We start from the raw sequence: 13,078 nt of genomic DNA on the forward strand, positions 1-13,078 counted from the left end.
GGTGGGTGCCGGCCTACTTCACCTTGTGTTGCGGGCCCTGTGCCTTCTTGTACAGCGCCTTGAGCATCCGGTCCCGGAATGCCGCGTTGTCGATCAGCTTGACACCGGCATTTGCCAGCTTCGGCTGCCCGATCAGCTTGTGCATGTAGCGGCCGCGCTTGTACTCCCGGCCCCACGCCGCTTCCATCCGCTGCGCGTAGTTGGTGAAGTCGTCGGGCCCGCCGTTCTGCAGCGCGGCGATCGCACACTCTCCGGCGGCCAGCCCTGACTCGAGCGCCTTCGAGATGCCGGCGCCGGAGGCCGGCTTGCCTGCGCCCAGCGAGTCACCGGTGAACAGCACACCCGGCCGCCACGGCGGCCACGCGGTGAACCCCATCGGTAGCCGCCAGGCGCGCACGCTCTTGTTCTTCTTGAGTTCCTCGATCGGCGGCAGCTCCCAGTCGCGCGGGAGGGTGCGCAGGAAATCGCCGAGGAATTGGGTGGCGTTGATCGACTGCCAGTTCTTGTAGCTGTTGACGTAGCCGAGGCCGATGTTGAAGATGCCGTCGCCCATCGGGAACACCCAGCCGTACCCGGGCAGCTGATCGCCCTCGAACACCAACTTCAGGTAGATGTCGAGCGAGTCGGAGTCCGGCCGGTTGGCGTGCATCTCCGAGCGGATCGCGATCGCCTGGTAGCCCTTGTACTCCGAGTCGATTTTCAGCGCGCGTTTGATCGGGGAGTAGGCGCCGTCGGCGGCGATCACCGCGTCGCCGTAGACCTTCTCGCCACCCTTGAGCGTCACACCGACCACCCGGCCGCCGGCGTCCAGCTCCGGTCCGGTGACCTCGGCGCCCTGGCGTACCTCGGCACCAGCCGACTCGGCGTGCTTGAGCAACACCGTGTCCAGGTGGGTGCGGCTGACGGTGTGGCCGTGGTCGGGCATGCCCGGGCGCTTCGGGAACGACAGCTCCCATTCGCTCGGGCTGAACACCGTCACCCGGTTCACCCGGTGGAAGGTGGCCACCTCGTCGGCCAGGCCCATCTTCTGCAGGTAGCTCACCGCACGGGCGGTCAGACCGTCCCCACAGGGCTTGTCGCGGGGGAACTGCGCCTTGTCCAGGACCACGACTTTCGCGCCGGTCTGCGCGGCCTGCCACGCGGCGGCCGAACCCGAAGGCCCTCCACCGGCGATGACCAGGTCGTATCGCTGCGTCATGAATCTCGTCTCGTCGATCGGCTTGTCGCAGCGATAGTACCCAAGTCGGTGTCAGCCATCTCGCCGGGAAGATTCCCTAATAGTTCGGTAATCATTCGCAGCCCGCGAGGGTCTGAGCAGGTCAGCGACGTCGATCCGGGTACAGTGGTCGCGTGCGACGAGGGTCGAGGGCGCGCTCCTCCGAAGAATCGGGTGTCAAGGTCGACGCCCGTAGTGAGCGCTGGCGTGAGCACCGCAAGAAGGTGCGGTCCGAGATCGTCGACGCCGCCTTCCGGGCGATCGACCGGCTGGGGCCGGAGGTGTCCCTGCGGGAGATCGCCGAGGAGGCCGGCACCGCCAAGCCGAAGATTTACCGGCACTTCACCGACAAGTCCGACCTGTTCCAGGCCATCGGCCAGCGGATGAGGGACATGTTGTGGGCCGCGATCTTCCCGGCCATCGACATCGCGAAAGACCCCGCCCGCGCGGTGATCCACCGCGCAGTCGAGCAGTACGTGCGGCTGGTCGACGAACACCCCAACGTGGTGCGCTTCCTGATGCTGGGTCGCTTCACCGAGCAGAGCGAGTCGACGATTCGCGCGCTGAACGAGGGTCGCGAGATCACCCTGGCGATGGCCGACATGTTCAGCAACGAGCTTAGGGAGATGGAACTCGACGGTGCGGCCTTCGAGATGGCCGGGTTCGCCACCTTCGGGGCGGCGGCATCGGCCACCGACTGGTGGCTGGGTTCGGCGGGGGACACCCCGCGGCGGCTGCCGCCGGAGAAGTTCGTCGAGTACCTGACCACCATCATGATGGGCTCCATCAACGGCACCTGTGAGGTGCTCGGCATCCGCATCGACCCGGACGTACCCTTGCACGAAGGTGTGCAGCGCCGCGAGCAGGTCGCCTGACGCATCGACTTAACCGGTACCAGCGTTCCCAGGTACAGTCGGGTCCATGAGCGTCAGTGAACACGTCGAGAACGTCTCGGTCGACCGTGCCCCGGTGCGCACCCGCGCCTTGATCATCGGCTCGGGGTTCTCCGGTCTGGGGATGGGCATCGAACTGCAGCGTCGGGGTGTGGAGTTCGCGATCCTGGAGAAGGCCGACGAGATCGGCGGCACCTGGCGTGACAACACCTATCCGGGGTGTGCCTGTGACATCCCGGCGCACATGTACTCGTTCTCGTTCGAACCGAAGGCCGACTGGACCCACATGTGGTCCTTCCAGCCCGAGATCCAGGACTACCTGCTCGGCGTCACCGACAAGTACGGGCTGCGTCGCTACATCCACTTCGGCGCCCACGTCGACCGCGCCCAGTGGGACGACGACGAACTCGTCTGGCACGTGTTCACCACCGACGGTCGTGAGTTCATCGCACAGTTCCTGATCTCAGGGGCCGGGGGCCTGCACATCCCGCTGATCCCGGAGTTCGAGGGCCTCGACGATTTCCTGGCCGCCGGCAAATCGGCCTTCCACTCCGCGCAGTGGGATCATTCGGTCGACATCGCGGGCAAGCGGGTGGCCGTCATCGGGACCGGCGCCAGCGCCATCCAGATCGTGCCCGAGATCGTCAAGGACGTTACGTCGCTGCAGCTCTACCAGCGCACGCCGGCGTGGGTGATGCCCAGGCCGAACAACCCGATCCCCGAGGGGATGCGCCGGGTGTTCGCCAACGTGCCGGGTACCCGGGCCGCGATGCGGGCGGGCATCTACTGGGTGCACGAAACGGTCGGCTTCGCGATGACCAGGCAGCCCCGGCTGCTCAAGATCGGCGAGATGCTCGGCAAGTGGAACATCCGGCGTTCGATCAAGGATCGCGAGTTGCGCCGCAAGCTCACCCCCGACTACCGGGCCGGCTGCAAACGGATCCTCAACTCCGACACCTACTACCGCGGCATCGCCGACCCGAGGGCCGAGGTGATCACCGACCGCATCGCGCGGCTGACCCCGACGGGCATCGTCACCGCCGACGGCGTGGAGCGCGCGGTCGACGTCGTGGTGTTCGCCACCGGGTTCCACGTCACCGACTCCTACACCTATGTCGACATCAAAGGCCCCGGTGGGGAGGACCTCGTCGACCGCTGGAACGCCGAAGGCATCGCGGCGCTGCGTGGCATCACCGTCGCCGACATGCCCAATTTGTTCTTCCTGCTCGGCCCGAACACCGCGCTGGGGCACAACTCGGTGGTGTTCATGATCGAGTCGCAGATCCGCTACGCCGCCCAGGCCATCGCCGCGGTGGACCGGGCAGGCGCCCGCGCGCTCGCGCCGACACGGTCGGCGCAGGATCGCTACAACGCCGAACTCCAGGACGAGTTGCGCGGTACGGTCTGGAGCACCGGCGGCTGCCAGAGCTGGTACCTCGACGAGCACGGCGTGAACCGCACCCTGTGGAGCGGCATGACGTGGCAGTACTGGCTGGCGACGCGCCGGTTCAAGGCCTCGGAGTACACATTTCTTCGGCGAAGCCGCGACACGCCAACACAAGATGTTGCGGCGTCACAGCTTTTGAGCCCCAACAAGTTGTAGTGTCGGGGTCGGCTTGTAGAACAGGTACAGCCACTGCAAATCCGGCGAAATGGGGTCCTGGTGTCCGAGGGAATGAAGCTGATCGACCGCGTCTCCGCGATCAACTGGAACCGCCTGCAGGATGACAAGGACGCCGAGGTGTGGGAGCGGCTGACCGGCAACTTCTGGTTGCCCGAGAAGGTGCCCGTCTCCAACGACATCCCGTCCTGGGGAACGCTCAACGCCCACGAGAAGCAGCTCACGATGCGGGTGTTCACCGGCTTGACGCTGCTGGACACCATCCAGGGGACCGTCGGCGCCGTCAGCCTCATCCCCGACGCGCTGACCCCGCACGAGGAAGCCGTCTACACCAACATCGCGTTCATGGAGTCGGTGCACGCCAAGAGCTACAGCAACATCTTCTCCACGCTGTGCTCCACGGTGGAGATCGACGAGGCGTTCCGCTGGTCGGAGGAGAACCCGAACCTGCAGCGCAAGGCCGAGATCGTGATGAACTTCTACAAGGGCGACGATCCGCTCAAGCGCAAGGTGGCCTCGACGCTGCTGGAGAGCTTCCTGTTCTACTCGGGTTTCTACCTGCCGATGTACTGGAGCAGCCGGGCCAAGCTGACCAACACCGCCGACATGATCCGGCTGATCATCCGCGACGAGGCCGTGCACGGCTACTACATCGGCTACAAGTTCCAGAAGGGTCTGGCGCTCGAGGACGAGGCGCGCAAGGCCGAGCTCAAGGACTACACCTACGAGCTGCTCTTCGAGCTCTACGACAACGAGGTCGAATACACCCAGGATCTCTACGACGGGGTGGGGCTGACCGAGGACGTCAAGAAGTTCCTGCGCTACAACGCCAACAAGGCGTTGATGAACCTGGGATACGAGGCGCTCTTCCCGCGCGACGAGACCGACGTGAACCCGGCGATCCTGTCGGCGCTGAGCCCCAACGCCGACGAGAATCACGACTTCTTCTCCGGCTCGGGGTCGAGCTACGTCATCGGCAAGGCCGTCAACACCGAAGACGAGGACTGGGACTTCTAGCCGCCCCCTACCGAAGTGACTGGGTGTCGATGACGAACCGGTAGCGGACGTCGCTGGCGACCACGCGCTCGTAGGCCTCGTTGATGTACTCGGGCTCGATGACCTCGATTTCCGGGGTGACGCCGTGTTCGGCGCAGAAGTCCAGCATCTCCTGGGTCTCGGCGATACCGCCGATCAACGAACCCGAGAGCCGGCGGCGGCCGAAGATCAGCGCGGGCGCCGGCACCTCCATCGGGTGCTCGGGCATTCCCAGCTCGACCAGGGTGCCGTCCAGTTTGAGCAACCCGAGGTAGGCGCCGAGGTCGAGGTTGGCCGAGACGGTGTTGAGGATCAGGTCGAAGCTGCCACGCAGCTTCTTGAACGTGTCCCGGTCGCTGGTGGCGTGGTACTCCGAGGCGCCCAACCGCAGACCGTCCTCCATCTTCTTCAGCGACTGGCTGAGCACCGTGACGTCGGCTCCGAGTGCCACCGCCAGCTTCACCGCCAGGTGCCCGAGACCGCCGAGGCCGATGACCGCGACCCGGGTGCCCGGCCCGGCGTTCCAGTGCCGCAGCGGCGAATAGGTGGTGATGCCCGCGCACAACAGCGGAGCCGCATCCGCCAATGAGATGGCGTCCGGGACCCGGAGCACGTAGTTCTCGTCGACCACGATCGCGCCGCTGTACCCGCCCTGCGTGGGCTGCCCGTCGCGGCCCACGCCGTTGTAGGTGCCGACCATCCCGGGGTTGTTGCAGTACTGCTCTTCACCGGCGCGGCAGTAATCGCACTCCCGGCACGAGTCGACGAAACATCCGACACCGACACGGTCGCCGACGGTGAACTTCGACACCTCTGATCCGACCTCGGTGACGATGCCCGCGATCTCATGGCCGGGTACCAGCGGATACTTCACCTTGCCCCACTCCGCGCGCACGGTGTGGATGTCGGAATGGCAGATCCCGGCGAAGTGGATGTCGAAGGCCACATCGTGCGGGCCGACGTCGCGGCGGGTGATGGTGGTCCTGGTCAGCGGGTCGACAGCCGAGGTGGCCGCATAGGCGGAAACAGTGCTCATCATCACGTCCTTTGTGCTTCGGGGGATTGCGCGGGTCGCGTCTGCAACACCTGCGGGCATGCTGCCGCGACGATGCGGCTTCAGGGTTTCTCAACGAGCGAGTGGGCGGTATTTAGTCCCGATCGAGCTTGTGACATCCGACCGGGGGCTGGGCCGTCTCAGTTGATCGGGGCGTTGACCCACCGCAGATCGGCGAGGACGCCGCGCGCGGCGACGATGCCCCCGCCCGTCTGCCAGACCTCATTGTTCACCGCGAACACCCGGTTGTCGCGGTGGGCGGACAACCGCCGCCACGCATCACCGTTCATCACCTCGGTGGCGCGCTCCTTCGCCTCGGCCGAGGCGAAGGAGATGTACACGATGTCTCCCTCGGCGATGGACAGGTCTGCAGAGTCCGCCAGATCGGCCTCGGAGATGCCCACCTCGACGAACGGCTTGTCGGTGAACCGTTGCGCGGCGGGGCGGTCGACGCCGACGTCGGCGAGCACACTGCCCGGGAAGTTGTCGGCGCCGTAGACGCGCATCGTGGAGTCGGTGAACTGCACCACCGAGGCCTGGAAATGAGTGGCGTCGTTGTCGGTCGCGGTCTTCTGTGCGGCGCGGTCGAAGTCCTCGATCAACGTGTCGGCCGCCCCGCCGCGGCCGGTGGCGGCGCCGACCGTGCGCAGGTTGTCCTTCCACGCCGCACCTGGGGGTCCGGTGAACACCGTCGGCGCGATCTCCGAGAGCTCCGGGAAATCCTCGGGGGTTCGGGCCACCGACCCCAGGATCAGGTCCGGTTGCGCCGCCTCGACGGCGGCGATGTCGGGCTTGCCGCGGCTCCCGACGCCGGGAAGGTCGTGGATCACGCTGCCCAGGTACGACGGTTGCTGGTCCGACCCGTCGGGGAGGGCGGCGGCGACGATGCGGGACTGCAGCCCCAACGCGCACAGCGCGTCGAGCTGATCCCCGGCGAGCACGACGATGCGCTGCGGGTCGGCGGGCACCAGCGTCGTCTCCGGCAACGGCGGCGTCACCGCATGCCCGACCGCATTACCCACCTCACGCTCCGGCGGCCCGTCGTCGAGCGCGGCCGGCTCGGGCGCGCACGACTCGTCGGGTCGTCGGTCGTTGCCGAGAACTCCCGCACCGGCGATCCGGGTCGTGCTGGTGACGATCGAGCCTTCGCCGTTACCCGGCGCCGGTGTGTCGCCTGCTCCGCAACCGCTGAGAACGAGGGTGGCGACGAGGGCGCCCAGCCCCGCGGACCGCGCCGGCCGGCAGCCTCTGCGGCCCCCCGGTACTCGCCTGAACAGCACGTCGCCGACGGTAACATTCCGGCAGTTCGGGGCTGTTCAGGCGGCGACCCGAAATCGAATACGACCGTTTGTAGGACCTCCCCGACCGCGGACGGATTCGGGGGCTAAGATTCATAACGAACACCCGTCGGCGAACCGTCGAATTGATCGTCGGGACAGCCCGGGACCCTGCCCGGTGGCTTGCGAAAACGTTGGAGGACCTGTTGGTAGCCGAAGCGCCCCCAATCGGAGAACTCGAGGCCCGGCGACCCTTCCCGGAGCGGCTCGGTCCCAAGGGCAACCTGATCTACAAGCTGATCACCACCACCGATCACAAGTTGATCGGCATCATGTACTGCGTCGCCTGCTTTGCGTTCTTCCTCATCGGCGGGCTGATGGCGCTGTTCATCCGCACCGAGCTGGCGGTGCCGGGTCTGCAGTTCCTGTCCAACGAGCAGTACAACCAGCTGTTCACCATGCACGGCACGGTGATGCTGCTGTTCTACGCGACACCGATCGTGTTCGGGTTCGCCAACCTGGTGCTGCCGCTGCAGATCGGCGCGCCCGACGTGGCGTTCCCGCGGTTGAACGCGTTCTCGTTCTGGCTGTTCCTGTTCGGTGCGCTGATCGCCACCGCAGGCTTCATCACCCCGGGCGGTGCGGCCGACTTCGGCTGGACGGCGTACTCGCCGCTGACCGACGCGATCCACTCACCCGGCGCAGGCGGTGACCTGTGGATCATGGGCCTGGCCGTCGGTGGTTTGGGCACCATCCTCGGCGGCGTGAACATGATCACCACCGTGGTGTGCATGCGTGCCCCCGGCATGACGATGTTCCGGATGCCGATCTTCACCTGGAACATCCTGGTGACGTCGATCCTGGTGCTTCTCGCGTTCCCGCTGCTGACCGCGGCGCTGTTCGGCCTGGCCGCCGACCGGCACCTGGGCGCACACGTCTACGACCCGGCCAACGGCGGTGTGCTGCTGTGGCAGCACCTGTTCTGGTTCTTCGGTCACCCCGAGGTGTACATCATCGCGCTGCCGTTCTTCGGCATCGTCAGCGAGATCTTCCCGGTGTTCAGCCGAAAACCGATCTTCGGCTACACCACGCTGATCTACGCGACGCTGGGTATCGCGGCGTTGTCGGTGGCGGTGTGGGCACACCACATGTACGCGACCGGCGCGGTGCTGCTTCCCTTCTTCAGCTTCATGACGTTCCTGATCGCGGTCCCGACGGGCATCAAGTTCTTCAACTGGATAGGGACGATGTGGAAGGGGCAGTTGACGTTCGAGACACCGATGCTGTTCAGCGTCGGGTTCATCGTGACGTTCCTGCTCGGCGGCCTGTCCGGCGTGCTGCTGGCCAGCCCGCCGCTGGACTTCCACGTCACCGACAGCTACTTCGTGATCGCGCACTTCCACTACGTGCTGTTCGGCACGATCGTGTTCGCCACCTACGCGGGGATCTACTTCTGGTTCCCGAAGATGACGGGGCGGTTGCTCGACGAACGGCTGGGCAAGCTGCACTTCTGGCTGACGTTCATCGGCTTCCACACCACGTTCCTGGTGCAGCACTGGCTCGGTGACGAAGGCATGCCCCGCCGGTACGCGGACTACCTGCCCAGCGACGGGTTCACCACGCTGAACATCATCTCGACGGTCGGCGCGTTCATCCTCGGCGCCTCGACGCTGCCGTTCCTGTGGAACATCTTCAAGAGCTGGCGCTACGGCGAGGTGGTGACCGTCGACGATCCGTGGGGTTACGGCAACTCGCTGGAGTGGGCCACCAGTTGCCCGCCGCCGCGGCACAACTTCACCGAGCTGCCGCGGATCCGCTCCGAGCGTCCGGCGTTCGAACTGCACTATCCGCACATGGTCGAGCGGATGCGCCGCGAGGCCCATGTGGGTCGTGCGCACGGACCCGACGACGGCGATGTCACCAGGCTCGATGACGAGAAGGTCCGCACCTGACGGAGCGCGTGGGCGGCACTCGGGGGTGAACGCATCAGAGGCGGCCGATTCCCTCGGCTCGGCGCGCACGCGCTCGTCGCTCCTGATCACCGTGACCGGCCGCGATCAGCCGGGTGTCACGTCAGCGCTGTTCGAGGTGCTGTCCCGGCACCGGGTAGATCTGCTCAACGTCGAACAGGTCGTCATCCGCGGCCGGTTGACGTTGGGGGTGCTCGTGGGCGGCCCTGCCGAGGTGACAGGCGGCCCTGAGCTGCCGGCCGAGGTGGAGTCGGCGATCCACGGTGTCGGCCTCGAGGTCACCATCGAGCGCAGTGACGCCATCGTGGTGATGACGGAGCCCTCCACGCACACCATCGTGGTGCTGGGGCGACCTATCAGTGCCTCGGCGTTCGGCGTGGTGGCCAGAGAGGCTGCGTCTCTGGGGGTGAACATCGATTTCATCCGCGGGGTGTCGGATTACCCCGTGACGGGCCTGGAGCTGAGGGTGTCGGTGCCATCCGGGGTGTACCGCCAACTGCAGACGGTGCTGGCCCAGGTGGCCGTCGAGGAACGCGTCGACATCGCGATCGAGGACTACAGCCTGTCGCGGCGCGCCAAGCGGTTGATCGTCTTCGATGTCGACTCCACGCTGATCCAGGGTGAGGTCATCGAGATGCTCGCCGCGCACGCCGGTGCCGAGGCCGCGGTGGCCGAGGTGACCGCGGCGGCCATGCGTGGCGACATCGATTTCGCCGAGTCGCTGCACCGCCGGGTCGCCACGCTGGAGGGCCTGCCGGCCGAGGTGCTCGACGAAGTGGCCGACCAGATCGAACTGACGCCGGGAGCCCGCACCACGCTGCGCACGCTGCGACGGCTGGGTTACCACTGCGGCATCGTGTCCGGCGGGTTCCGCCAGGTGATCGAGCCCCTCGCGCATGAGCTGATGATGGACTTCGTGGCCGCCAACGAACTGGAGATCGTCGACGGGAAGCTGACCGGCCGGGTGGTCGGCAACATCGTCGATCGGCCCGGAAAGGCCAAGGCGCTGCGCGATTTCGCTCAGCAGGCCGGCGTGCCGATGGAGCAGACGGTGGCCGTCGGTGACGGCGCCAACGACATCGACATGCTGTCGGCGGCGGGCCTGGGGGTGGCGTTCAACGCGAAGCCGGCGCTGCGCGAGGTCGCCGATGCCTCCCTGAGCCATCCGTACCTCGACACGGTGCTGTTCGTCCTGGGCGTCACCCGCGGCGAGATCGAGGCGGCCGACGCCATGGACGGCGTCGTGCGCCGGGTCGACATCCCCGACTAGGGTCACCTTCCACTCGGGTCACCTTCCGCCGGAACTGTATTCCGGCAGGCCACTTCTCGGATTTTCGCTGCTGGAATACCGTTCCGGCGACGAGCGGGCTCAGACCACCACGGTGGTGGGTTCCGGTGCGGCGGAGCCCGTCACGTTGTGCCATGCCCGGGCGAGCAGCGCCACTGCCTCGGTGAGCTGAGCCTCGGGCAATGCGTACGGGACGCGCACGAAGCGTTCCAGTGTCCCGTCGACGCCGAAGCGCGGTCCGGCAGGCAGCTCGAGGCCGATCCGCGACGCGGCGGCCGACAGGGCGGTGCTCACGGGCGCGGGAAGTCGCACCCACAGTGACATCCCCCCGGCGCCGGGGCCCGGCTGCCAGTCCGGCAGATGCTGCTGCAGCAAGGACCGCAGGTACGCCCTGCGGGTCCGCAGGATCTCCCGGCGCTCCGGCAACAGATCGTCGCGCTGCGCGAGAAGCTTTGCCGCCGCGAGTTGTTCGAGGATCGGGGTGCCCATGTCGACGGAGGGGCGCAGCGCGACCAGCGTGGCGATGGTGTTGCGCTCGGCGCGGATCCAGCCGATCCGAAGCCCACCCCAGAAGGACTTGGACATCGACCCGACCGTGAGCACCAGATCGTGTCGGCTCCTCAGTTCGGTGGCCAACGGCGGGGGAGCCGGTTCGTCGAGCCAGATGTCAGTGATGGTCTCGTCGATGATGGTCCGGGTCCGGGTCTCGGTGATGATGTGCGCCAGCCGCTTTCGATCTTCGGCGGGTAGTGTGTGCCCGGTCGGGTTCTGGTTGTCGGGGATCAGGTACGCCAGGTTGGGGGCCAGCTGATGCACAGCGGCCTCCAGCGCCTCGAGATCCCAGCCGTGTTCGGTCATCGAGACGGGCACCGGACGAGCGCCGGCGGTGGTGATCGCCGACAGCGCACCGTGATACGTGGGTTGCTCGACGAGGACACGGTCGCCGGGCTGCAGGTATGCCGTGAGGATCAACCCGATGGCGTGCAGGGCGCCCGTGGTGACCATGATCTCGTCGGGTTCGGTCGGAAGGCCACGCTCGCAATATCTTTCGGCGATGGCCTGACGGAGGGCGATGGTACCGACGAGTTCGTGGCCCATGCCCTGCAGGTAGGGCGCCACGTCATCGGCCGCTTCGGCGAAGGCCGCCATCACCGCTGACGCCGGCGCCGAGAGGGCTGCGCCGGCGAGGCTGAGGGTCGGCGCCGAGATGGGCGCGGCGATCGCGGACGTGACGGGCAGCGCGGTGGTGCTGCGCGCGCCGCGGCGCGCGTTGAGGTACCCGTCCTCGCGCAGCTGGGTGTAGGCGGCGGTCACCGTGGTCCGTGAGACGCGCAGCGCCTCGGCCAGCACCCGCTCGCTGGGCAGCCGTGCCCCCACCGGGAGTCTGCCGTCGACGATCAACAGCCGGATCGCGTCTGCCAGACCGTGATAGGCAGGTCCGCTGCGAGTGGAGGTGCGCCAGTTCCCCAGCTCGCGCACCAAGAGGTCCACATTGAGCGCTCGTGCCGCCATCACCGCAGTCATTTGAGGCCAGTATTGGCGAAGTGGATATTGTTGGCAAGCCAGTAGCCCAGAAGACTACCCGTATGACGAAGAACTGGTTATCGATCTGGGTGGCTCGGCTGGTGGAACTGAAGCGCAGGCTGGCTTTCGCCGCGATGCGCCCGTCGGGTGGTGTCGAGTCGTGGGATCGCTGGGATGTGACCGCCGATCGTCGCCGCGAGCTCAACGACCTCGACGCCATGCGGGCCCGGTTCCCGGATCACGCCTGACGCCTGGGTGAGCGGAACCGCTGACGCCGAAGCCGCCTGACTACGATGGTCGGGTGCCAGTCGACAGGTCTGACGAAGAGGAAGCCGCCGCCGACCCCGACCTGCTGATCGACTTCGCCGAGGTCACGCTGCGCCGGGGCGGACGGACCCTCGTCGGTCCGGTCACCTGGTCGGTCGAACTCGACGAGCGATGGGTGGTCATCGGGCCCAACGGTGCGGGCAAGACCTCGCTGTTGCGGATCGCCGCGGCGATGGAACATCCGTCCTCGGGCACCGCCTACGTGCTCGGGGAGCGGCTGGGCCGGGTCGACATGGCCGAACTGCGCGCGCGCGTCGGCCTGAGCAGTTCGGCACTGTCCCAGCGGGTGCCCGACGACGAGGTGGTGCGGGACCTGGTGGTCTCTGCGGGTTACGCGGTGCTCGGCCGGTGGCGCGAGCAGTACGACGACATCGACTACCACCAGGCGATCGACATGCTGGAAAGCGTCGGCGCCGAGCACCTCGCCGAGCGCAGCTACGGCACCCTGTCCGAGGGCGAGCGCAAGCGCGTCCTGATCGCGCGGTCACTGATGACCGACCCGGAACTGCTACTGCTCGACGAGCCCGCGGCCGGACTCGACCTCGGCGGCCGGGAGGAACTCGTCGCCCGGCTCGGTGACCTGGCCGTCGACGCCGACTCCCCGGCGATGGTGTTGGTCACCCATCACGTAGAGGAGATCCCGCAGGGGTTCTCCCACGGCCTGATCCTCGCTGAAGGCGGGGTGGTGGACTCGGGTCTGCTGCCCGACGTGCTGACCGCCGAGAACCTCTCCACTGCGTTCGGGCAGTCCATCGCGCTCGACGTCATCGACGGGCGCTACTTCGCGCGTCGTGCACGAAGCCGCGCGGCACACAGGAGGCGGAAATGACGGACTCATCGGCGCCACTGCCTGCGCGGCCCGCCGCGCCACTG

Annotated in this window: 11 protein-coding genes; 7 read left to right on the forward strand and 4 right to left on the reverse strand. The window is 67.0% G+C overall.

The features are described 5' to 3' along the window. Nucleotides 1–13: 13 nt before the first annotated feature. Nucleotides 14–1,198: an NAD(P)/FAD-dependent oxidoreductase gene (locus G6N53_RS14070; protein WP_163889258.1), complete on the reverse strand. Its 1,185-nt coding sequence runs from the start codon at nt 1,196–1,198 to the stop codon at nt 14–16. Nucleotides 1,199–1,350: 152 nt separating this feature from the next. Between G6N53_RS14070 and G6N53_RS14075 the strand changes: the two genes are divergently transcribed. The 3 genes from G6N53_RS14075 to nrdF all read left to right on the forward strand — a co-directional run bounded on the left by G6N53_RS14075 (nt 1,351) and on the right by nrdF (nt 4,747). Further along, nucleotides 1,351–2,091 (forward strand): TetR/AcrR family transcriptional regulator, encoded by a 741-nt coding sequence (locus tag G6N53_RS14075; RefSeq protein ID WP_163889259.1) that lies wholly within the window; start codon nt 1,351–1,353, stop codon nt 2,089–2,091. Between the two features lie 46 nt (nt 2,092–2,137). After that, complete coding sequence (locus G6N53_RS14080) at nt 2,138–3,712, forward strand: flavin-containing monooxygenase (protein WP_163889262.1); 1,575 nt, start codon at nt 2,138–2,140, stop codon at nt 3,710–3,712. 72 nt (nt 3,713–3,784) lie between these two features. After that, the gene (gene nrdF, locus G6N53_RS14085) at nt 3,785–4,747 is read left to right on the forward strand and encodes a class 1b ribonucleoside-diphosphate reductase subunit beta (protein WP_163895873.1); all 963 of its coding nucleotides are present in this window, start codon (nt 3,785–3,787) and stop codon (nt 4,745–4,747) included. Between the two features lie 7 nt (nt 4,748–4,754). Here the strand turns inward: nrdF and G6N53_RS14090 are convergent, their stop codons facing one another. Beyond that, nucleotides 4,755–5,801, reverse strand: coding sequence for an NAD(P)-dependent alcohol dehydrogenase (locus tag G6N53_RS14090; RefSeq protein WP_163889264.1), 1,047 nt, complete (start codon nt 5,799–5,801; stop codon nt 4,755–4,757). A gap of 158 nt (nt 5,802–5,959) precedes the next feature. Then, complete coding sequence (locus G6N53_RS14095; RefSeq protein WP_163889266.1) at nt 5,960–7,099, reverse strand: iron-siderophore ABC transporter substrate-binding protein; 1,140 nt, start codon at nt 7,097–7,099, stop codon at nt 5,960–5,962. Nucleotides 7,100–7,302: 203 nt separating this feature from the next. Here G6N53_RS14095 and ctaD point away from each other — a divergent pair, with 203 nt between their 5' ends. Together ctaD and serB are read left to right on the forward strand one after the other, a co-directional pair. Next, nucleotides 7,303–9,048 (forward strand): aa3-type cytochrome oxidase subunit I, encoded by a 1,746-nt coding sequence (gene ctaD / locus G6N53_RS14100; protein WP_163889268.1) that lies wholly within the window; start codon nt 7,303–7,305, stop codon nt 9,046–9,048. 25 nt (nt 9,049–9,073) lie between these two features. Next, entirely contained in the window at nt 9,074–10,336 is a 1,263-nt protein-coding gene (gene serB, locus G6N53_RS14105; protein ID WP_237166519.1) for a phosphoserine phosphatase SerB, read from the forward strand. A gap of 99 nt (nt 10,337–10,435) precedes the next feature. Here the strand turns inward: serB and yczR are convergent, their stop codons facing one another. After that, nucleotides 10,436–11,878, reverse strand: a complete 1,443-nt coding sequence (gene yczR / locus G6N53_RS14110; RefSeq protein ID WP_163889272.1) for a MocR-like transcription factor YczR — start codon at nt 11,876–11,878, stop codon at nt 10,436–10,438. 62 nt (nt 11,879–11,940) lie between these two features. Here yczR and G6N53_RS14115 point away from each other — a divergent pair, with 62 nt between their 5' ends. After that, nucleotides 11,941–12,126 carry a hypothetical protein gene (locus G6N53_RS14115; protein WP_163886476.1) on the forward strand — a complete coding sequence of 62 codons (186 nt, stop codon included), beginning with the start codon at nt 11,941–11,943 and terminating at the stop codon, nt 12,124–12,126. 53 nt (nt 12,127–12,179) lie between these two features. Then, entirely contained in the window at nt 12,180–13,034 is an 855-nt protein-coding gene (locus tag G6N53_RS14120; protein WP_163889274.1) for an ABC transporter ATP-binding protein, read from the forward strand. Nucleotides 13,035–13,078 lie beyond the last annotated feature (44 nt).

The sequence above is a fragment of the Mycolicibacterium hippocampi genome (genome assembly GCF_010723735.1).
Lineage (GTDB): Bacteria > Actinomycetota > Actinomycetes > Mycobacteriales > Mycobacteriaceae > Mycobacterium > Mycobacterium hippocampi.